Origin of the sequence: Pedobacter miscanthi, assembly GCF_032678605.1 — a bacterium.
GTDB lineage: Bacteria > Bacteroidota > Bacteroidia > Sphingobacteriales > Sphingobacteriaceae > Pedobacter > Pedobacter miscanthi_A.
Genome location: NZ_JAVTSU010000001.1, coordinates 51,570 through 75,456, shown reverse-complemented (window position 1 = coordinate 75,456; position 23,887 = coordinate 51,570). Strand labels below are relative to the sequence as shown.

The 23,887-nt window shown below is 42.0% G+C and carries 13 protein-coding genes; 2 read left to right on the top strand and 11 right to left on the bottom strand.

Going from position 1 to position 23,887, the window contains the following annotated elements:
* Positions 1–606: 606 nt before the first annotated feature.
* On the bottom strand, positions 607–2,931 hold the full coding sequence (locus R2R28_RS00210) for a GH92 family glycosyl hydrolase (RefSeq protein ID WP_316823689.1): 2,325 nt from the start codon (positions 2,929–2,931) through the stop codon (positions 607–609).
* 401 nt (positions 2,932–3,332) lie between these two features.
* Between R2R28_RS00210 and R2R28_RS00205 the strand changes: the two genes are divergently transcribed.
* Positions 3,333–3,833: a hypothetical protein gene (locus R2R28_RS00205; protein WP_316823688.1), complete on the top strand. Its 501-nt coding sequence runs from the start codon at positions 3,333–3,335 to the stop codon at positions 3,831–3,833.
* Between the two features lie 335 nt (positions 3,834–4,168).
* On the opposite strand, the gene R2R28_RS00200 is transcribed toward R2R28_RS00205, so the two are convergent.
* From R2R28_RS00200 to R2R28_RS00165, 8 genes are read right to left on the bottom strand one after another with little or no spacing between them, the layout of a single operon-like run.
* Positions 4,169–6,346 (bottom strand): alpha-galactosidase, encoded by a 2,178-nt coding sequence (locus tag R2R28_RS00200; RefSeq protein WP_316823687.1) that lies wholly within the window; start codon positions 6,344–6,346, stop codon positions 4,169–4,171.
* 33 nt (positions 6,347–6,379) lie between these two features.
* A complete protein-coding gene (locus R2R28_RS00195; protein WP_316823686.1) occupies positions 6,380–8,293 on the bottom strand; it encodes a glycoside hydrolase family 97 protein in 1,914 nt (637 codons plus the stop codon).
* Between the two features lie 2 nt (positions 8,294–8,295).
* Positions 8,296–9,321, bottom strand: coding sequence for an aldose epimerase family protein (locus R2R28_RS00190; protein WP_316823685.1), 1,026 nt, complete (start codon positions 9,319–9,321; stop codon positions 8,296–8,298).
* A gap of 36 nt (positions 9,322–9,357) precedes the next feature.
* Positions 9,358–11,706 (bottom strand): glycoside hydrolase family 95 protein, encoded by a 2,349-nt coding sequence (locus R2R28_RS00185; protein WP_316823684.1) that lies wholly within the window; start codon positions 11,704–11,706, stop codon positions 9,358–9,360.
* 33 nt (positions 11,707–11,739) lie between these two features.
* Positions 11,740–12,957: a DUF4998 domain-containing protein gene (locus R2R28_RS00180; RefSeq protein WP_316823683.1), complete on the bottom strand. Its 1,218-nt coding sequence runs from the start codon at positions 12,955–12,957 to the stop codon at positions 11,740–11,742.
* A gap of 28 nt (positions 12,958–12,985) precedes the next feature.
* The gene (locus tag R2R28_RS00175) at positions 12,986–14,212 is read right to left on the bottom strand and encodes a DUF4959 domain-containing protein (protein WP_316823682.1); all 1,227 of its coding nucleotides are present in this window, start codon (positions 14,210–14,212) and stop codon (positions 12,986–12,988) included.
* A 36-nt stretch (positions 14,213–14,248) separates the two neighbouring features.
* The gene (locus R2R28_RS00170; protein WP_316823681.1) at positions 14,249–16,180 is read right to left on the bottom strand and encodes a RagB/SusD family nutrient uptake outer membrane protein; all 1,932 of its coding nucleotides are present in this window, start codon (positions 16,178–16,180) and stop codon (positions 14,249–14,251) included.
* A 23-nt stretch (positions 16,181–16,203) separates the two neighbouring features.
* Positions 16,204–19,440 carry a TonB-dependent receptor gene (locus R2R28_RS00165; RefSeq protein ID WP_316823680.1) on the bottom strand — a complete coding sequence of 1,079 codons (3,237 nt, stop codon included), beginning with the start codon at positions 19,438–19,440 and terminating at the stop codon, positions 16,204–16,206.
* Positions 19,441–19,880: 440 nt separating this feature from the next.
* Here R2R28_RS00165 and R2R28_RS00160 point away from each other — a divergent pair, with 440 nt between their 5' ends.
* A complete protein-coding gene (locus R2R28_RS00160) occupies positions 19,881–20,780 on the top strand; it encodes an AraC family transcriptional regulator (RefSeq protein ID WP_316823679.1) in 900 nt (299 codons plus the stop codon).
* Positions 20,781–21,036: 256 nt separating this feature from the next.
* On the opposite strand, the gene R2R28_RS00155 is transcribed toward R2R28_RS00160, so the two are convergent.
* Positions 21,037–22,116 (bottom strand): phosphatidylinositol-specific phospholipase C1-like protein, encoded by a 1,080-nt coding sequence (locus tag R2R28_RS00155; RefSeq protein ID WP_316823678.1) that lies wholly within the window; start codon positions 22,114–22,116, stop codon positions 21,037–21,039.
* A gap of 9 nt (positions 22,117–22,125) precedes the next feature.
* A complete protein-coding gene (locus R2R28_RS00150) occupies positions 22,126–23,886 on the bottom strand; it encodes a RagB/SusD family nutrient uptake outer membrane protein (RefSeq protein ID WP_316823677.1) in 1,761 nt (586 codons plus the stop codon).
* Position 23,887 lies beyond the last annotated feature (1 nt).

Sequence of the window (23,887 nt, the reverse complement as noted above, 5' to 3'; positions counted from 1 at the left end):
GCAATAACATGGACAATACGATCACACTAATCAATAATATAATTTTATGTTTTTTGAGAGCTTATAAATTATAGCTGCACAGACTTAAAATGGGAAAATTTAATACGAAAATAGCCTAAAAACAATGTTTAAGGCCTAGTCATAAATTTTAAATTATAAAAAAAATTGCAGACAACATATCACGTTTATCAGAAAACAGGTTGATCGGATAAACATTTGATGGATTATTCATACTGATACCGCCTATAAAAGATGCTTCAATTCCGCTCAGCATGTCAAGTTTATTCTATGATAAACTATGAAAAGTTGTCCGTGTTTTCTGTGCATCCGCGGCTGATATTGATCGCAACTTAATAAAAACGGCCGTCATCTCGACCGAAGCACAGCGGAGTGGAGAGATCTATCTTGCAGATTTTAATAAAAAAGGTCGTTATTGCGAGGCACGAAGCAATCTTAAAAAGTACGCGAGGTAGGGATCGTTGTAAGATTACTCCCTCGGCTGAAAAACCCTCATCGCAATGACGACAATTTTAGAAAAACCTTTTTTGGCTCCCGCTGATTTCGCGGATCAACGCAGAAATTCCATTTTACATCATCCGTTTTACATTATTCAAGTCCCCAGCTTTTATTAGGTTGATTGCCCATAGTTAAAACCAAAGTTCCACCGTTGATAATCTGATCGTGGTTTAAATAACACTTGTTATAAATTTTGCCATTTAAGGTGGCTTTCTGAATGTAAATATTTTCGGCCGAATTGTTTTGTGCGATGATGGTGAAGGCTTTTCCTTTTGCATAAATTGGGTCGAGCTTTAGTTCAACGGTATTAAACAACGGACTTGTGATTTCGTAACGGTTATCGCCAGGGCAAACAGGATGCAAACCAGCGGTAGCAAGTACATACCAGGCCGACATCTGCCCGACATCTTCATTACCAACCAAGCCTTCTACATTGTTATGGTAAGCATTGCGGCAAATATCCCTGGTCCTTTTTTGCGTAAGCCAGGGCACCCCCAACCTATTGTATAAAAACGGAACATGATGCACCGGCTCATTCGGGTGGTTGTAATAATCGTTCCATTTCATGTTTTCGGGTGCATTATCGAAAAATGCATTTAAATCGGCAATTACACTTTTTTTTCCGCCCATTAAATTCACCATCCCCTCAACATCATGCGGCACAAACCAGCCCTGCTGGTAAGGATTACTTTCTATACAACCATAATCCTGCTGCAACCTGCCTTTTGCCGGCCATGGCAACCAGTTTCCATTCTCGTCTTTTGGCCTGAACCATTTTTTTTCGGGATCGAATATGTTTTTATAGGATAAACTTCTCTTTGTATATTTTTCCTGGTCGGCTACTTTCCCCAAATCCTTTGCCAACATGGCCACGCACCATTCAGTATAGGCATACTCTAAAGTATGGGCAATTCCGGCAGATTCGGCAGAATAACCCCGATCGCCATTCCCGAATTTCTCTACACTGTTCACCGATAACTGGTAGGCTTTGGGCACGTCAAAATTCCGGATATTTTTCTGGTAGGCGTCGGTAATCACGGAAACGGCAGGATTACCGATCATGCAGCTACTATAAGCATTAAGCAATTCCCAGCGCTCAAGATAATTTTTCTGTTTTTCATCGGCCAGTGTAACCAGCGAATTGACCATATCATTCACCACGACTGGATTAATAATGGTTTGCAACGGCATCTGACTACGAAAAACGTCCCAACCGCTAAAAATGGTCCGCTTGGTAAACTGTTTAGATTGATGGATTTTCCCATCGCCTCCAAAATAGTTGCCGTCGAGATCTTCAAAGGTTCGCGGATCGATCAGGGTGTGGTATAAAGCCGTATAAAAAACGGCTTTTTCATCTTCTGTGCCACCTGTAACCTTGATTTTAGAAAGGGCATCATTCCATTTCAACCGGGCTTGCTCTTTGGTTTTGTCAAAGTTCCAATCGGGGATTTCTTTGCCCAGATTCGCTTTTGCACCTATAATGCTGTTATAGGAGATCCCGGTTTTAATCAGCACCTGTTCCCCTTTTTTGGTAGCGAATTCGGTATAAAAACCTAAATGTTTGCCTTCTTTCTCTTTTGTACCTTTTAAAATGGCTGAATGAGCAATTACCGACTGGTATTCATCACTAAATACATTTTCGGCCTTGCGTTTCCAACTATCGGGAATTGCTGCCGACCAAACGCCATAATTTTTTAAGGGCTTGCTAAATTCTGCATAAAAATAAACAGTATAATCGGCCAGTCCGTCTCCATTGCCCCAACCACCACCTTCAGGTGTACATTTCATCCATCCTTCGATAGCATGATCGTTTACTACTTTTACATATTGTAAGGTTGAGGTGCCACCAACACGGCGTGCTAGATCGATCTGAATCCTCGATTGTTTATTTTCGGGAAAGGTAAAACGCATCATTCCGCTATGTGTGGCTGCTGTTAACTCTGCTTTTACAGCATAATCGGTGAGTTGTACGCTGTAATATCCGGCCGAAGCTTTTTCTGATTTTTTATCATAAACCGAGCGGTAGCCTTTAACACCATTTTCTTTCCCAGCGGCAGTTTTTAAGTCGCCTGTAGTGGGCATCACCAGGAAATTGCCCATATCGCCATACCAACCGATGCCACTCATCTGGGTAAGGGCAAAACCTTCGATAGTTCGGTGTTCGTCACTGTAGCCCGAACCATTGTCGCCGCCCGTAATGGTATTCGGACTTACCTGCACCATACCAAAAGGTGTGGCAGCGCCAGGAAATGTTTTACCTAAACCGTGATAAGTCCCAGCGAGGCCTATGCTTGTGGTGGCACCAATAAATGGATTTACATAATCGGCAGGTTGTTTGGTTTTGGGTTTTGGGATGAAGGAAGAAAATAATATAATTGTACTTAAAGCTATACTGTATATTGAGGATGATTTCATATCGGGTTAGTTTATATAGGATTAGGTAAAACGATTTAAAAGTAAGAATTTAACCGCAAAGGGCACAAAGTTGTATGCGTAAAGTGCACTTTTTTACCACGGAGTACACAGAGAAAATCACAGAGGGCACCGAATTCTTCGACTACACTATCATTGATAGACTTAAAAAAAGGATCGTCATCTCAACTGAAGCGCAGTTCTGAAGTTTCGGGAGAGAGATCTATCTCGAGATAGATTTCTCGACTACGTTGCACTCCGCTCGAAATGACGGTATGGAATGAAGTGGCGGAACCCTAACCGATAAAAACAATGTATCTTTAAAACAGCTCGAGGCCGTTGAATTACAGTAATAAAGAAAAATCCCTAAATCGAATTATCAACACCATATAAATTACGTTTCAATGAAAATATTTAATGTACAGCCCATCAGGATAAATGAATACATCTACAATGAAGAATATCTGGCAGAAAGTCAACCTCCTGGCCGTTACGAGTCTGGCTTTGGTTTTACCGGAGAGAAGATTGAGGGGCTAAACACACTGTTCGTTAAATTTAATATCCAATACTATGTAGAGCATGCTGTTGATGATGAAAACATTATTACACCTAATGGGCCAAATAGCTGGAACATGCATGTTTCAATTTCAATAGGTGAAGAAGAATTTATTTCTTATAACAGCTCTTGTGAGTTTAATTTCGAAAGTGAGGGCTTCAATGCTGATGTAATTTCATTAACTGATTTTTTAGTGGGATACCATGCACAGGCTAATTTATTTTTTAGTCAACATGCACATAAATCTTTGATAGAAATAGAGAAAGATACCGATGGTGAGCTTAATTTAAGAACAAGCGCTATTGCAGCAATTGAAAACTTGCGTGCTAACAATATGTATGAGTTTTAAATTTATTTGCGCGGTTTTAACCTCAAAGGGCACAGAGGGAAAACGCTAAGGGCGCAAACTCCCTTAAAGTTACCGTCATTTCGAGCGCAGCCGAGAAATCTATCTGGATAGATCTCTCCACTCCGCGTTGCTACGGTCGAGATGACGTCCCTAGTAATGACGATAGCACGAGGATTTTGCGTATTTTCTGGGCATCTGTAGCCCTTTTTAACTGCAAAGAACCCCATGATTTCGATTGGTGAGACACCAACCGATAGAACAAAAAAACCGTAAGAGTAACCAGCTCTTACGGTACATGCATGGTATTAACCCACCATACTAAGGCTGAGAATATTTTACTGTGCTTCTATTTTTAACACTACACTGGTTCTACTTAGGTTTACATCAGGGTTAAAACCAATTTTCATCAGGAAATCACCGGTATAGGTTTTAGTATCATCTATGGATGATTTTGCACCCGGATATACATTGATCTCGGAGATTTTATATTGTTTGGCAGCATCTAAACCATTAAACCTGATTGGCAGTTTACTTCCCTCAGCGTAGCGGTTGTTTACAAGGTAGTTGAATACAATACCTGTTTTTTTATCTTCGGTAAGGTATAACATCGAAGCTACACTGTTTTCCCTGGGGTTCGAAAGCCTGTACTGGTCGCCCTGCCAAATTACCGGTTTAACCTGGTTATAGGTTTTAATGGCATCCTGACAAAAAGCTAAGTCGTTCGGCGATAAATGGCTAACCACAATATCGAAGCCCATTTTGCCCATCATGGCTACATCAGTACGGAACTTAATGGGTTGTTTACCCCAATCGGTGACGTGGTTAGAGCTCGAAATGGCCGGGTAGAAATAAGAATATTCCCATTGCATAAAAATACGTTCTAACGGATCGGTATTATCGCTTGGCCAAAACTCGGTGAAGTACTGTAAGGCACCATAATCTACCCTGCCGCCACCACCAGAACATAACATCATGGGTACGGTTGGGTATTTCTTTCTGATGCGCTCGAGCACTTTGTACAACCCGCGCACATATTCGATATAAAAATGCGACTGGTTTTTAAGGGTGGCGGAATGTGCATTGTAGATTACCGCATTACAATCCCATTTAATGTAGGCCAGTTCAGGGTTTTTGGTAAAAAGATCATCAACCACACCGAAAACAAAATCCTGTACTTTCGGGTTGGTTAAATCGAGTACCAGTTGGTTCCGGAAATAAAACTCTTCCCTTTTAGCTTCTTTAACCACCCAATCAGGATGTTTTTCGTAAAGTTCACTTTTAGGATTCACCATTTCAGGCTCAATCCAGATTCCGAATTTTACATCATTGTTTTTGGCTTCTTTAACCAGTGAAGAGATCCCGTTAGGCAATTTCTTTTTGTTTTCATCCCAATCGCCTAAACCTGCAACATCGCCATTGCGTGGATATTTGTTGGCAAACCAACCATCATCCAGTAAAAACATGTCTACACCTAGTTTTTTGGTATCTTTTATCAATCCGAACAGTTTATTCTCATCGAAATCGAAATAGGTAGCTTCCCAGTTGTTCAGTAAAGTTAACCTGGTGCCTTTACCATCCAATAATCGGTAATTACGAGCCCATGATTGCAGGTTCCTGCTTGCGGTACCTTTACCGGTGCTCGATAAAGTAGTAAGGAAAGCGGGTGTGGTAAAAACCTCATTCGGTTTTAGGCTATAGGCCGATGCATAATTATTGATGCCTGAAATGATCCTCAGATTATCCAAATGATCAAGTTCAAGGTCGGTGCGAAAGTTACCACTATAGGCCAGCGTACCATAAAGTACGGTTCCTTCGTTTTCTGTAGCCGGTTTATCCATCGAAACCATAAAAACAGAAGGCTGGAACAGGTTGGCACGTGTACCCAGTTTCGAATCAAGTGTTTTTATCCCATGGGTAATTTTCGTTTCTTCAGGCTGCATTTCTTTTGCCCAATCGCCATGGTACTGGGTAAGGAAAAAAGAACCTCCCCTTAAATACAGGTTGGCAGAAGCAAATTTGTGCAGGGTTACATTGCCCTTCTCGTTATTTTTGATCTCGCTCCATTGCTCTATCACGTTTTCGTTGTAATAAACCTTGTAATAAAGGGTGGTTTCGAGGTGATACACCGGATCTTTTAATACGATACTGGTAATGGAAACATTATCGGATTCTTTTTTCACGCTGTGACTTACATAATGCAGATCGAGTGAATTGTTGCCATCGGCATGGGTAACGGTAATGGCCGGTTCGAATAAATTTCTGGTACCCGAAGTGGTATAAGCCTCGTCGTTTACACCGGTATAATCGCTGCCCTGTTTATAAGAACTTAAAATATTGGCGTAATCGCTTTGCGTAGCCAGTTTAGGCCCGTAATACACCATTTTAACATTGGTTTTGGGATCGGCCTGTAATACAATGGCATTTTGTTTGGTTTCTATAGGTATAACCGTTTGCGATTTAACCTCCAGCAAGCATAACATTAGGCCCGAAAATAAGGTGACTGATAATTTCATATAATATAGGTTCTCTGAATAAACAATGTGTAATTAAGGATGGATAACGATGGCAAAACCGCCACCCTTTGCCATATTAATTGGCAAAATGGTTTTTCGGTTCACGGTGATGGTTTTGTAACTATATGCTGTTGCATCGGCATTGGCATTAGGGGCATCGCTATAAATTTCGGCCTGATATTCTCCTGATGGCAGGAAAGAAAAATCGACGCTGGCCTTGTGTTCATTCCAATTGCCCATACCACCAACAAACCAGGTTTTACCTTTTCTTTTGGCCATTACCACTTCTTCACCCAGTTTTGCCGAGAGTGCTTTTTCTTCGTCGTAAACCGTTGGCACTACCGATAAATAGCGCATAATGGTATCTTCTTTCATGTAAGCGCTTGGCGAATCGGATAACATAGCCAGTGGCTGGTGATAGATGATATACATGGCCAGTTCGTGACAACGTGTACCCTGACCAGAAGGTAATCCCGGATCGATAGGTTTAAAAGTCTCTTTGGTTTTATTGCGCATGGCACCGGGTGTATAATCAAACGGACCTGCCAGCATACGAATAAAGGGTGTTAACAGGTGTAGATCCGGATTGATAGAATAATCCCATTTATCAGATTCGGCACCTCTTACTGCTTCATAATTTACAATGTTTGGATAGGTTTTTTCCAGTCCGGTGGGTTTACTGCAGCCGTGAAAATTAATCATCAGTTTTCTTTTCGCTGCTGCTTTTGCAATGATTTCAAACCATTTAATGGCTTCCTGATCGTCGCGATCGATAAAATCTACTTTTAATCCCACCGCACCAATAGCTTTTACAAAATCGAGGTTTTTATCTAAATCTTTAAGCAAGGTAGTGGCTACACACCACAAAAACACCCCCACATTTTTCGATTTCGCATTGGCAATAACCGCCCTGATATCATTTTTCGGATTGATTTTAGTCAGATTATAGTTGTCAGACCAACCCGCATCAACCATTAAATATTCGAGTTTATATTTGGCCGCAAAATCTACGTAATAATTATACAATGCGGTATTGCGGTTATCCATTCCAGATGGGATCGGGGCGCCGGGCAATAAGGAATCGTGCCACCATTCCCAGGCCGCTTTCCCTGGTTTAATCCATTTGGTATCTTTAATTTTTGAAGGTGTGGCCAGTTCGGTAACCAGGTGATTGGTCAACAATTGTTTATCATCAGTAGCGATAATGGCCAAACGCCATGGATAAGCCCGTTCGCCAGTTGTTTTGGCAATAAAAGGAAAACGTTGTTTCACCACGGAGACGAAATTGCCCCAACTGCCGGGTACAGCAAGCGATGGTAATTGTGCCCATTCGCCCACGAAGCCTGTTTTATCTTTTTTAACATACATGCCGGGGTAATCGAAAAGATCAGCTTCGGCAACAATTATTTTAGTTCCTTCCGGATAAGCAAAAAGTGCAGGCGTTGTAGCCCTTTTTCCTGCCGCGATGGCTTCTACTGCATCCGATTTCGTGTAAATACCTTCCCAGGTGGTATAGTTATCGGTTTCCTGTAATATTGCCGCAGCTTTTGGGTTAACGTTAAAGGTAGCCGTTTCGTTGATGACTTTTACCGAATCTTTTAAATGGGTAATAAAACGGTATGCAAAACCCTCATTATACAACCTGAAAACCACATCGTAACGTTTGCCAAAATTGAGGGTTAAGGCATTGTAACGTGCTGTTTTCTGGTTCGATGTTTTATCGGGAACATCGCCACTACCCAGGTTCTCGTTATCCATTTCCATACCGATGGGCGAAAAAGTGATGATTTCCTTTTGTTTTAGGTTAACAGAATAACCTAAAGTTTTGCCAGTGGCAATGTTTACCTCAATGTTTCCATCGGGCGAGCTTAGGGTATAATTTTTCTGTGCAAAAGTGATCTGAGCAATTAAAAAGAGTATTAAAAAAATGGGTAAAAAACGTATCATCGTCATATCGTATCGAACTTGTAAATAATTTTCTGTTGATAAACTGCCCCCTTTTCTATGGTTACGGCAGGTGCTATCTGTTGGTTTGGTGCATCGGGATAATGCTGGCATTCGAGGCACAAGCCATTAAATGCGGTATAAGGTTTACCGTGGTGACCAAAGCCTGTGGTATCTAAAAAATCGCCGGTGTAAAGCAGCACGCCATAGCTATCGGTAAAAACCTTTAATCTTCTACCCGAAGAGGTATGTGAAAGTTCGGCAGCCAGAACAAGCTCAGTTGGCGTTTGCTTTTTCAGCAGGTAATAATTATTTAAACCTTTGTTGTTATTTTCGGTAATTATTTCTGCGATCTGTTGCCCTTTAAAAGTGCTTTTTAATGTAGAAACGATTTTTCCTGTTGGGAGATAATCCTGATCCATTTCCAACATCTTTTCGGAAGGAATGTATAATTGGTGATCGAAAATATCACTCTGTTTGCCACTTAAATTAAAATAGGCATGATTGGTTAAACTCACAATGGTTTTCTGGTTCGAATGGGCCTGATAGTTGATTAAAACTTCATTTTGATCAGTTAATTCGTAAGTTACCGAGCAATGCAAATCGCCGGGAAAACCGCCTTCACCTTCTTCGCTATACAGTGTAAATATGACCTTATTGCCTTCTGTTAGGTAATGAAACAGTTTATTGCTAAAACCATTTGATCCGCTGTGGTTAGTGTGCGCACCGTCATTGGTATGCAGCTGAAAAGTTTTACCATCCAATTCAAATTTTCCATTGGCAATGCGGTTGGCAAAGCGGCCAATAGTTGCACCCAGGTAATTCTGGTCATCAAAATAATCTTCTAATCGGGCAAAACCCAATACCACATCAGCCAGCTGACCATTTTTATCGGGCATTAATGCTGATACCAGAGACGCGCCATAATTGCTAAGCGAAATGGATGCTCCGCGTTTATTGGTGATCTTAATGAGCTTGATCTCATTTACCCCGGTGATGATATTATCTTCTTTTGTATTGGTACTATTCATTATACTTTGGTAGATGTAAGAAACAAATCGCTCTGCTTAACCTGTTTTTTTTGAAGAAACCACATTAATCAGTTTCCCGTTTACTTTAACTTTAACCGGGCTTCCGGCAGCCGAAAAAACCTGGTAATGGGTTACCACACCATCTTTCCAACTCAAATTCACGGTATAATTACCCCTCGCCTTTAAACCTTTAACATTTCCGTATTTTTTCCAGGCATCGGGTATGGCAGGCAATAAACTGATATAACCTTCGTGACTCTGGATCAGCATTTCGGCGATGCCGGCCGTGGCGCCAAAGTTCCCGTCGATCTGGAATGGCGGTCCGGCAGAAAGCAGGTTATCGTACACGCCCCCACCAGCACCATAATTAATATCGGTACGCTGTGTAGGTTTTAACAGTTCCCTAAACAATTTAAAGGCCCTGTTTCCATCGCGCAATCTTGCCCAAAACAATAGTTTATAAGCGATTGACCAGCTTGGCCCGTCATCACCACGTACATTAAGTGTTTTTTTCGAAGCTTCAGCAAGATCGGGTGTAGCATCAACGGTAATCAGCGATGCGGGATACAAACCATATAAATGGGAAATGTGGCGGTGCTGTTGGTCGGTTTCCTTATAATCTTCGATCCATTCCATAATGCGGCCATCTTTAGAAACCCTTCCGGCAGGTGGAAGCAGGCTTAGTTTATGCTGAAGCGATTTTTGCAGACCGGCATCTAAACCGAGTGTTTTAGCGGCATCGATTACGTTTGTAAAAAGTTCACGAACAATCTGGTTATCGATGGTTGGGCCAATGGTTACATTTGCTGTTTTGCCATTGGGCATGTAAAAACTATTTTCTGGCGATACGGATGGTGCCGTCATCATCCAGCCTGTTTTTGGGTCGGCAACCAATACACTGCTATAAAACTGTGCCGAACCTTTAATAATCGGGTATATTTTTTTAAGGTAACTGAGATCTTTACTAAAGGCATAATGATCCCACAGGTTATTGCACAACCAGCCCGAACCTGCATTGGCAACACCCCAAGAGGCACTTTCGCCAGGCTCGGTAAAACCCCAGATATTGGTAATTACGTGTGCAATCCAACCATCGGCATTATAATAAGCTTTGGCTGTTTTTTGTCCGTTAGGCACCATGTTTTCTACCAGATCGGCCAGAGGAAGGTTCAGCTCGGATAAATTCACTACTTCTAATGGCCAGTGGTTCATCTGTACGTTCACATCCAAATGGTAATCACCGTTCCATGGGGTATGGATCTGGTTGGCCCAAAGTCCCTGCAAATTTGGTGGCAAAAGCCCTACGCGGGTACTCGAAATGCTCAGGTACCTGCCATATTGAAAAAACAAAGCTGGTAGTTGTAAATCGGCTTCTGGATTTTTATAATACAAAGCCAGGCGTTTATCGGTGCTTAAAGCGCTGTTTTCACCTGTTCCAAGATCGATATCCAACCTATTGAACATGTTCTGAAAAACCTGCTGGTGCTTTAATTTTTCGGCAGCGTAATCCTGTTTCAGGGCCTTATCGAGCAAAAGTGTGGCATTCTGACTGAATTTTTCATCTTTATAACTCGTTTTGGTCGATAGGTAAATGGTTAACACATTGGCTTTTGTTACTTCCAATATTTTACCGTTTTTACTGATTTTACCGCCGGAAATTACAGGTTCCAGCAAGGTGAGGTACTGCATACCTTTCCCGTCGATACCATTATCCAGCTGACCCGAAAGTTCAATCCGGTTTCCTTTTACCTGGCTCTCCCCGCGTTCGGAGCGGCTAAGCGAAAGTTTACAGTTAATTTGTCCGGGTTTATCTGCAGTAATCCTGATAATGGCTACATCCCCACTAAAACTGGTAAAATATTCCCTTTTAAAATGTACATTATTGAGGGTGAAACCGGTAATGGCAAGGGCATTATTCAGCTGTAATTCCCTGTTATATGCCGTTGGGTTTTTATCCTTTCCATCGTATAAATATTTGATATCGAGGTTACCCAGCATCTGGAAACAGCCCCAATTGGCGCCGCCCGATCCTTTTCCGGTACATACAAAATTCTGGTTCACCAGGTTTTGGGCTTCGTCGTTTTTACCTTCGAGGATCAATCTTCTGATTTCGGGAAGATTTTTATAGGCCTCGTAATTGTTGGCATCCTGTGGTGCGCCAGACCAAAGAGTAATATCATTTAACACCACCTTTTCGTCGTTTATCCCGCCATCGGGCATCATACCCAAACGGCCATTACCCAGGGGCAAAGTTTCTTCCCAACGGCTGGCAGGTTTATCGTACCAAAGCTTAAATGGCTTTTGCTGGGCCGAGGTGGTGTTATTGATTAAAAAAGAAAGCAAAAAAAGTACAATTACCGGTTGCTTTTTAAAAATTGGTTTCATTTGTGTGTGTGGTGTGTGTGTATTCAAAAAGCGTTACTGGATATCCCAGAACCTAAGCTCGCTCATATTGCTATAATTGCCATCGCCGGTGGTTACATGTTTAATCCTGATGCGGATGTAACGGATCGGTTTCCCTCCATTGCTTAATGGCGATATTAAAGGATTTTTACCATCATCTGTTCTGGTAATATCTTTTAGCAATGTCCAGCCTTTTGATGTTGCTTCGGCCGGCCAGCCATTATCGCTTCCTTTTAACGTGGTGGTGGCATTGGTTAAATCGGCAATACCCCAAACTTCGAAACGATCGGGATTATTACAGCAATCTCTTCCGGTTTCTTCAATGCGCGATAAATTATTATAAACTTTACCTAAATCGAAAGTGATTACATGTGGCATTCCGCTGTTTCCATCGCTGTGGAAAATATTAGGATAATTTTGCGCACCAACACTTCCATCCCAAAGTTTATTGATGGTGGTGTTCGAATCGTAAATACCGGCATCGTTAGTCAGATGTAACTCGCTGAACAGCGAACGGTCGCACAGGATATATTTTACAATCGTCGGGAAATCCGAAAACTGTGCTGCGTTAAAGGCATCGATAGAACCTATTTCCGGATAGTATGACGACCTGAACTGTATTCCGGTTCCGCTTTTATAATTGGGGATCACAATGGCATTATCATCTGCCAATAACTGCCTTTCTTCTGTAGCGCCAAGTGTGTTGGTGTAACGGATGGTGGTAGCCACATTCATGGTATCCCTTTTATTAAAGTTTAAACGTAAGGTACCATCTGCCAAAAAAGTATAAGGCTCGGTGGTATTCACACTTCTATTAAGCAAAGTTGAAATATAGGTTGCCCCATACACCCTTACGTTATTGATTTCGGTTGCGATGGATTTATTGCCATCACTATCGTACGATACCACCGAAAAAGTGTACACATACTCATCAAGGTTAGGGATAATTACCTTTACCAGATCGCTCGGGTTGTGCGAAGTAGCAGGCACTTCTAATTTACTGGCGCCATTGTTCCAGGTAATTACATATTTGGTAATGCTCGGATCAGGACTTGGATTCCAAACGAGCTGTGCCCGCAGGTTACCTGTATTGTAACCTGCTTTGGCAATTTTACCCGAATATTTAATCTCTTTGTTATCCAGAAAAGCTTTATAATCATCAGCATACTTTTTACAGCAAAAGAAAGCAATGGATATGAAGCAGATGAGCGAAATTTTAACTATAGTTTTCATGATCTATTTCTTGTTTATATACTGATTACTACTGAATACTTCCATACAGGTTGATTTCCAACGCATGTACATAATCCAGGCCGCCCCAGGTTTGGGTAACCTCGTACCTAAGGTATTTAACCGGCTGGGCGGTACGTGGCATTTTAAAGTTTACCCCTTTGGCCACAAATGCTTTATCGGCATCATTGGCCTGGCTAGGTGCTAAACCCGATGGTGGATTTGGGAAAACAAAATTACCCAGGTTAATCCAGTCGCCTGCAACAGTACCTTCTGCCGATCCGGTAGGTAATGGAGAATCGGCCGGATTGGTTTTGGTTGAGCCCCAGAAAGTAAACTTGCGGGTATTCTGATAACCAAAGTAATCGTTCGGTCGCTGCCAGATTACAAAGCGGCTTATTTTGGCATTAACGCCCAAACTCATGGTGCCAAAGGTGCGCGGTGAGCTTAAGGTATGCCAGCCTGGCTCGCCCAAACTGTTATCGAAGAAATATTTGAAATCCCAGCCCGGATAAATCGGTGCATCACTTGGCAGGCGGTAGGTTGCCATTTTGCTCTTATCCAACAGCGTTTCGAATAATGGAGTAAGGGTTTTGATCACCGTATCGGAGGTATTGCCAAAACGATCTTTGGTGTATACTCCTACTTTGTAAGGCACCGGATTAAGGTTACGGATAGAAACATCAATCGTATCGGAGCTTACATATTCAGGATCCTGTTCATCAAAGGTTTTTGTTTTTTCGTTAAAAACCAAAAGGTGTACAGAAAGCGCTGCCCTGTTCGGGTTTAAGCCAAAGAAACTGGCTCCACCAAAATCGGCAGTGATATTAAAAGCGGTGTTAACGGCAATATAATTTGGTGTTTTAGGGTGAACTTTTACCACTATCGGATCAGACATCACGTTGGCGCGGCTTACCGCATATAAAGTAACATCATAATCTTTTTCTTTGGCAAAACCATCAACCATAATGGTATCGGTATAATAACTCGATTTGGTTTCCCTGGTGCGGTTATCGTTAATAGAATAGCGGGCCAAAACGTATAAAAGGTTTTTCGAGTTGGGCAAACTATAGGTAATTCTTGCAGCACCATCAATGTTTTCCACTTTGGCGTTGCTTACCGGACCTGGTTTTGTCATATCGTCAGAAACGGCTTCGAAACTGTTTTCTGCTGTTTTACAAGAAGCAAAAAATAGGGTAACCAAGGTCACTGCTAACGTCAAAAACACCAGGTTTTTTCTGTAATTAATCTTTTTCATAATCTATAATTGAATATTAATCTTCAAAATTGACATCTACCAGAATGGGTTCTGAACGAGGTTCTCATTGATCACCACTTCAGAATTTTTAATTGGCCAGAAATAATCCTTCAGGCCAAAAAATGGTACCGCAACCGTTCTCGGGCGATAATAATTTACCGCACTGCCTTCGTTTACGTTCCAACCCTGCAATGGCCTGCTCAATACACCCTGTAATTCTTTCCAGCGGCGCAGATCCCATCCAGCCTGACCTTCGAAACATAATTCGATCCTTCTTTCCTGGTGGATAATATCGCGGCGGCCTTCTTTCGTATCAGGCTTGGCTGGATTTTTCGAATAATTTTGCCATGATGTTGCTACGCCCTGTAAACCGGCCCTGGTACGTACTTTATCTACCCACGAAAGGATATCGGCTTTAGGTGCTGCTCCTTCTTCGTTTAACGCTTCTGCATAAAGTAAATACAAACCACCAAGGCGAACCACGGGGATATAAAAAGTTTCGAACTGGATACCATTGTTCATGATAGACAGGTAAGGAACCAGTTTTTTAGGCCAATACCCGGTAATGTTAGTCGCAAACTGACTTTTCGGTCCGGCGATAGCGAACGGGCCCCTGGCCTGTACATAAAAAGCATCGCTTTCATTCCGTTTATCGTTTCCGAACCAGATCCCGCCATCGAAACCTAAATCGGCATAAAACCTTGGCTCCCGGTTAAAGTTTGCCTTTGCAGTTTCGTAACCCAATTTGATATAGGATTGATTATCGGTATCGCCAAATTGCGAAGTATTGCGGTTGGCATAATCGAATGCCCCGGTATTATCCTCATTGATGGGCACGCCGTTTTTGGTATAAAATAGTTCGGTAGTTGAAAGTGGCACCGACCAGTTTGAGGGCTGTTCGTTACCAAAGGCAACGGCATCAGAAGTTAATTTTGGAAATACATAACCCTGATAATCAAAACCATATTGTGCTCCCCAGATCAGCTCCGGATTCTGATCGCGTTTTTCGGCTATTACCATTTGAATGGTGAGTACACGTTTCAGTTTATCGGAAACATTTTCGACTTTATTGGTAGGCACCAGGTTATATAATGCACCACCCTGCTTTTCAAATTCATCGATAGCGGCTTTGCAGGCTTTTGCAGCCAAACTCCATTTTTGAGGATCAACAGCAGTTGAAAACAGGTTTTTACCATCTTTATCTTTAAAACCGGCGAAATCGGGGTTACCGTTAAACAACGGACTTGCCGCAGTGGTAAGTGCCTCGGCTTTCAGCGCCAAACCCATTGACTTGGTTGCACGGCCATACTCTAAAAGCGGATTTACCACAACCGATGGCAGATCAACAACAGCTTCGTTAAGCAATTGATCTACATAAGCGAAAGATTCGTCGACAGTTGAACGTTTAACTTTTGTATCTTCAATCGAGCCATCAATCGGGCGGTTTTCTTTGATTAATACAATCGGCCCATATAACCTGATCAGGTAATAATGGTAATAAGCCTTTAAAAATTTAATTTCTGCAATCCACCTCTTCTTTTCATCATCTTTCAGGTCGTAAGGTTTGTTGATGTTTTCGAGCATAATGTTACACCTTCTCAGGGCAACATAAATATTCTGTCCACCGTTATTACCAGTCCAGTTATCGATTACCGGGCTTGATACATTTTGTACCCCTCCCCTGATCAGTTTGAAACCAGGACCTGTAATTTTATTGAAAGGGTTGTCATCAAGATTTGGGTAAATAATTTCCGACGAGGTAACAAAGCCTACGTTGTTTACCACTTCGCGATTTAAGCTCTGAAAGGAGTTGTAGCAACCAAAAAGGTAGTTTTCTGCTTCATTTCTGTTCGAAAAGGCATAATCAAGCGTACCAACGTTATTGGGAACAACATCCAGATATTTTTTACAAGATGTACCTGCGATACAAAGCACAACCAGGCAGATCATTTTATAATAGAATTTCATATCTTTTATTTTTTTGGTTAGCATTATAAATTCACGTTTAACCCGAAATTGAACACTTTCTGGATCGGATAAGAGAATCCATTGCCTCCCAGTTCAGGATCCCACATTTTAAATTTACTCCAGGTAACCAGATTTAAACCATTCAGGTAAACGCGGCAGTTAGAAAGCCTTAAGGTTTTTAACAGGTTTTTCGGAAGGGTATAACCAATTTCTACTGATTTTAACCTGATAAAACTTCCATCCCTTAACCACCATGAACTTGGCTGAAGGTTATTGGCTACCACGGCCGAGGTAGTACCCAAACGTGGGTAGGTGGCAAATAAATCCTGGTTTTCTTCAGACCAGTGACTATCTGCATAAGCTTGCAGCACCTGTGCCCTGCCTTCTACATAAGCTACGTTACGCTCTAAAAACGGACTTGTTGTTCTGGGATCGATAAAGAAAGATACCCTGGCCTGTCCCTGGAAGAATGCTGAAAGATCGAAACCTTTATAACCTGTAGAGAAACCAAAACCATACACAATTTCTGGCGTGCTTGGATAACCCATAAAGGCCATATCAAGGTCATCAATCCTGCCATCGCCGTTTAAATCGCGGTATTTAATATCACCACCTCGTGGCACGGCACCTGTAATGCTGTTACCATATGCATCGCTGGTATTAAACTGTTGCGTAGGTGAGTTTTTTACTTCGGCATCATCCACAAACAAACGTTCGGCAATGTAACCATACCCCCTGCTGATGGGCTGACCAATAAAATGCCTCCAGGTTTCAGGATAATTTGGTTCCTCTATATAAGTATATTTATTGGTCGAATAAGTGAAGTTTCCACGTACCGAACTCCAAAGACCATTATCAAAGGTTTTCTTATAATCAAGAGATAAGTCAATCCCTTTAGAGTCTACTTCACCCAGGTTGGTTAATACATCGGTTTCGAAACCTTCGGTAGCCGGGATATTCCGTTTACGTAAAATATCGTAACGGTGGTTTTTATAGAACTCGGCAATGATATTGAAGTTTTTTAACAGCGTAATTTCTCCTGCAAGGTTGGTTTGTCTTGAGGTTTCCCAGGTAATGTTAGAATTTGCATAACTTCTGATGGAAACACCATTAAGCTGATTCCCGTTGTTGATACCAAACTGCGCAAAGTTACCACCATTCAGGTTAACATCCGAAAGGTAGAAAAAGCGTTGCGAGCCGATGGCATCGTTACCAACCAAACCATGACTGAAACGTATTTTTAAGCGGTTAACGATATCATTTTTAGGCCAGAAAGCTTCGTTTGATGGTACCCAGGCACCACCAACGGTTGGGAAAAACCCAAATCGGTGTTCTGCAGAGAAACGTTCAGATCCGTTTAAACCGAAGTTAAATTCTACAAAATACCTGTCTTTAAATGAATAGGTTGCCCTGCCGGCCACCCCCATGTTGCGGAAAGGCAACGAATATGGTAAGGTAGTGGTATTGGTGCGGGGATCTTTTGCACTCGAATATAATGTTTGCTGTGCCGTACCAATAATGGTAGAACTCACGGTATGATCGCCGAATTTGCGGTTATAATCTAAAGCACCCTGAAAATAGAAAAAGGAGTTTGCATTTGGCTCGCTCCTATTGTACACCAGGTATTCGGTAGGTACATTATTGCTTACGTTATTTTTAGGGTTAAGCCAGGTTAAAGTATAGTTATTTGTTGCTTTATCGTAACTGTCAGCACTGTAAAAATAAGGTGAATAAGCCAGCTGCGAATCGAAATAAGAATACCTGTTGGTGTTGAATATCGTTCTTAATTTAAGCCCTTCAGTAATAAATTTAAAATCCTGATTTAACTCTAACTGGGCCGACATACGCGATTCGGAAGAACTTTTATGCCCTTTTAAAAGCTGTGCATAAGGGTTTCCGTTTGGATAAAGGATACTGTTGTTTTTGGTACCATCGGGCCCGCCTACGTTACCAAATAAAATGTGGTTTGCACCTGCATTTGCCTCATCGGCAGGATAATATGCCGGGAACAATACCGGACTGGCGTGAGAAGCAATGGCATATAAATCGGATGCAAATGAACCATCTAAGGTTATTGGTCCGTTATAATCGCTAAAAGTACCCGAAAGCCTTACAATCAGTTCGGTTGTTTTGCTCAGGTTGATATTGATGTTGGAACGTAACTGGTAGTTTTTAAAGTTTACGTTGTTCTCATTATTGTTCCGGACATCTGTTTTTAAGATCCCATTATCAATATTATATGAGCCGGAAATGTAATATTTGGCAACACCACCACCACCGCTGATACTTAAGTTATTACGCTGGGTACTGGCCTGCTTTTTAAACAACATATCAATCCAGTCGACAGCCGGATATACATATTGATTGCTCCCAGGACTACCGTTTATGGTAGCGCGGGTATTGTCTATTTTGGTTTGGTTAAAGGGCAGTGGTAACGTTGGGTTACGGGTTAACGAAGCTTCGTTAAACAGTTCCATATACTGGATCGGATCTACCAGATTAAGGGTTTGGGTAGATTGCGATAAAGAATATTCGGAACGGAAGTTGATTTTCGCTTTACCTTCCCTACCCTCTTTTGTACTCACTAAAATTACACCGTTTGCACCACGTGCACCATAAAGTGCTGTGGCACTCGCATCTTTTAAAATGGAGAAACTGGCAATATCGTCGGTTTGTAAGCGGGCAAGATCGTTGGCTGTTAACTCCACGTTATCAATCAAAATCAACGGATCCTGTTTATAACCGAATGTGGTTACGCCACGGATAAAGAAAGAGGCATTATCCTGCCCGGGCTGCCCACTGCGCTGGTAGGCAATAATACCGGCCGCCTGTCCGGCGAGTGCATTGGTAAGGTTACTGGCGGGTATTTTTAAATCACCGGGTTTTATGGTGGTTACCGAACCTACAACAGCTTCTTTCCGCTGTTTCTGGCCCATTGCGGTAATTACTACCTCATCGGCCATCATCACTACCGATTCTTTTAATACTACATTATATACTGTGCTTTCGGTTACCACTATCCGCTTTGTAGTATAACCTACCAGGGCCACGCGAAGTGCACCGCCTTTGGCCACATCAATTACAAACTTACCGTTGTTATCGGTCTGTGTACCGGTTTTACTGTTTTCAACGGTTATCGTTACGCCCGGTAAAGCTACACCAGTAGTGTCTCTAACGGTTCCGGTTACAGTTGTTCTGGTCTGCGCAGTTACCTGCAGGCCAATAAAGACGAAGAACAAAAATGGGATGCACTTAAACACATTTAGAAAAACGTGTTTCCGGCAGAGCCACCTAATGTCAGAATTAGTAAAAAATGACTTCATAAATTATTTGGTTAGGGATTTTTAACTATTGTTTTTAGATACAGGCAATTCATTTTAATAATATCCTCTGGATAGTTTAAAACTTTGTGCAGTTTGGGGATTTTGTAGGATGACAATCATATGAGTTATATTTGGTTTGGTAAACTTATGATAGATAGTTCCCTTTTAAAATGGATAAACCCAAAAAAAAGATGGACAATACGATCATCAGGCAAAAATTTGGCAGAGATAAAAAAAATATCAATTTTTGTATAAAATCAGTTCATTTTTAAATCATAAACACCTATATTGTTATGCTTTAGCGGTAAATTCGTTAATAATACGTTTATAGTAAAAGCTAACCAAATCCCTATACATCCCAATCTTCTTAAAATTTAATGGAGCAAAAAATCATTGAGCCTAAAAAAAAGATCAAAGAAGGCTTTATCGGCCAGAAACGTATTGTACTTCCGCCAAACATCAGGAAAAAGATCGTTAACAACCCTATTGTTAAAACTTTTTATTTAACGGCAATAGGCCACTACCCCAAGGCGGCCAACCATCATATCGAGCGAAAATCGGGCAGTAAAGATTATATCTTTATTTACTGTACCGAAGGTTTTGGTTACATCAACATCCTGGGTAAAAAGTTGCTGCTTAGTCCCAACGCTTATTACATAATCCCCAAAAATGTGAGTCATCACTATCAGAGCCATGAAACCAGTCCGTGGAGCATTTTTTGGGCACATTTTAGTGGTGATATTGCGGAAAGTATTTTTAACCGTTTTGCCGATGGCAACTTAACACAGGTGCTGGAAATACCTTTTGTGGAGAGCCGTATTAAACAGTTTAACCTGATTTACACCTTACTGGAACAAAGTGTAGATGAAAAGGACATGGAGATCATCAACATTAAATTCCTGAACTTTATGTCGTCGTTTATTTATTATAAAGAGGTAAACCCTGATGTGTACAATACCAACTCCATTAGTAAATCGATCCTTTATATGAAAAAAAACCTGAAGGAAAAGTTTACGGTTGAAGATCTGGCCATCCAGCAAAACTTATCGGCATCACATTACCTCAGGTCTTTTAAACAGAAAACAGGCAGTTCGCCCATTAATTATTTTAACCAGCTTAAAATACAGGAATCCTGCCAATACCTTTATTTTAGCGATATGAGCATTAAAGAAATCTGTGCTGAGCTGGGTTTTTCAGACCAATACTATTTTTCGCGCTTGTTTAAACTGATTACGGGTACATCGCCATCGCGTTATAAAAAGTTGCATAAGCGATAGGTTTTTAACGTTTTCTATCGTTTAACCACAGTGTGCATGGAGAAAGGCACAGAGGAAACAGAGCTGAAAATACAAAGTCCGGGTTAATCCGTGGATCCGTGGCTTTTACGGCAAAGATCCTTCGGCTATGCTCAGGATGAATGACGACAACTGGAAGGGAGTTATTTAGCAAACCCATCAAAAACTCCAATAAAAAAATCGTCATCTCGACTGGAACGCAGTGGAATGGAGAGATCTATCTAAACACATTTCTCCACTACGGTCGAAATGACGATGTAGAGGAAAATAGTGGATTTCGCCTAAAATATCCTCCCCCTTCAAAACTCACAGTGTAATCACTCTTAAAGTGTGTACTTTTTTGATAATAATCAGTGGTAATAATCTGTGCACCTGATTTACATGCCGCTTCGAAGTAAGACCGGTCGTTAGTTCTGGCCTGTTTCGTATCAATATCGGCACGGGTACGGATAATATAACCCTGTTTAACCAATAACGGAATGCCGGGATCTTTTGCATCGTTCCTGAACATGATGGCTGCTTCCGGATTTCCGGGATCGGCATTTGCAAACAGTACACGGCCTTTCAAACTCGGGTGATCTTTGATATATAACGATCGCTTTGCTCCTTGCGCATCGAGCACAAAAATAAATTTTCCCCTAGCCGATTTTAACGTTGGCCAACTGCCCTTCAAAACCGCCTGTTCCAGCGTTTGATATTTCCCCCTTACCTCATCAGGAACAATTAAATGTTTTCGACCTAAACCACTGATGATGGTTTTATCAAGTTCATCAAAAGTGGCTTGTACAAATTTTTCGGGCTGTGTAAAACCGGCTGCCTTAACCGAATCGTCTTTTGCTTCGAGCGTAATAAATACAGGATGATGATCAGGGTGTTGTTCGCTCCATGCCCTGAGCTGGAGCAATACCGCTGTTAATGTAGCGGCATTACTCCGAAAATCAAGGTCAGGTATATGTAGGATCTTAAAACCTGGTGCATTCATTTTGCCTTCTACATCGTAAGCTTTCTGGCTTTTCGCCCAATCCAAACCTTTAGGGTGGCTATATCGCCCACCTTTGGCATCAGCATAAACATCTATCTCCAGGTTGCGCAAACCTAAATCAAGCTGTGCAGGATAAGCGGGATGTTCATAATCCAGTTTACTGGCAGATACGGAATCCTTTTGTTGAAAAATTTTAAACAAAGCAGGTTCAATAGCCTGTTTAAAACTATTGTGAGAGCCGATCACCTGAATTTTGTTGATCGGCAGATCGTCGTCCCCACTCTTAAAAAAAAGAAATACTGTAAGCAATAAACCGGAGCAAAATATACTTTTCATATCGTGGGTTTAATATCCCTGGTTCTGTTTAATCGATTTGGTTACATCAAGCGTTGCCTGCGGGATCGGGAAGATCCTTCTGAACGGTTGTGTAGTCGGTTTCGCACTGAAAGGTAACTCAAATTTCCCAAAACGGATCATCTGTGGTCTTCTCAACAGTTCCCAATACGTTTCGTAGGCAATTTCCTTATAAAGCGTAGCTTCGTTCAGCGAGGTGATTGCTGTACCAGGAGTGCTGCCATAATAAGCCTCACGCTTGCGTGTGGTTCGTAGTCTGTTGATATCGGCCATGGCCTCTGCCATCATCCCCTTACGGAAATAAGCTTCTGCACGCATGGTATAGATTGCACCTAAACGTATTAACGGGATATCTACATTGCTTGTTCCGTTATCAAATTCAGGGTCGAACTCGTATTTAAAACAGCGTGCTCCGCGGTTAATCTCGTTCTGCGCAAACACTGCCTGTGTCGGGTTCGAGAAATTAAGCTCAGGTGTAAAATCCATCCTGGTAGAGGTACTTTTCTCCATCACCAGTTCCGAAACCTTGATCCTGCCATTATCGGTCATTTCAAAACCGCCGCCGGTGGTTAGCTTGGGGCCATACTGCTGACCAACCATAATACCCCTGTTAAAGTGGAACCATGGCAGGTTGCTGCTTTTTGGTACGATATCGGTTGCCGGTACACTGCCCGGACCATCGTTGGTAAACCATGTACCATCGGCATACTGGTATTTCTGCGAAAACCTGGGATCATCATGGTTGCCATCCCAGCTGGCATAAAACTGTGGACTGATACAAGCGGCATTGGTACCTCTATTGGCCGGCGATGGACGTTGGTTACGCTCTACACAAACATAAGCAAAGGAGTTCGAGCCATTTCGCAGGTAATCAATCTTCTGTACCACCACAAAAATCAACTCCTGTCCGCCAGAATTCTTGATTGCAAAGTTGTCGAAATAGTTGCTCAGTAAACTGAATTTGCCCGAGTTGATCAATAACGAAGTGTAGCTGATCACCTTGTCCATATCTGTTTCGGCCGTGTTTACCGATTTCTCGTTGAAGTTGAAAGTGGCCGCATAACGATCTTTAAAAACTGCACGGTTGAGGTACATATTGGCCAGTAATCCATAAGCTGCCTCTTTGGTAAACCTGCCGTTGTGGGTAGATTGCTCACCCAGTGGTGCAAGATTTGGGATCAATGCCTCTACCTGTAAAATCAGTTCATCAATTGCAGCGGCGCTCTGTTTCATCTCCAAAGGTGCTTTCTCGTCCATTGGGTCACGGTATGGTGCCTGCCCGAAAAGATCAAGCGTGGTATAGGTATAAAAAGCCAGTAAGCCCTTAGCCTCGGCTAAATAGATTGTTTTTTGCGCAATGCTGCTGTTGGTGATCTCCTTTATAGCAGTGAGCGAGCGGGTGATCCCGTTGGTTAGCATGTTCCAGTTGTCGGTAACGATTGGGTTATTGGCCGCCCAGGTAAACTCGTGCATCGAGCGCCATTTGCCGCCATCGCCCCAGTCGCTGCCGCGTGTGGCCAAAATAGCTTCATCGGTGGTGTATTCCTGTAGGGAGAAAACCGCTCCATGATCTACAAAGGTACCTTCGCCCAAACGGCTATAGGCGGCTGTTAGTGCACCTGCAGGATTGGAAGCACTGCTACCCAGCACCTCATCAAGCACTTTTTCATCAAGCTTGGTACAGCCACCAAAAACAAGCGCGGTAGCAAGCAGCATTGTGTTTTTTATATTGAATATGTGATAGTTTTTCATT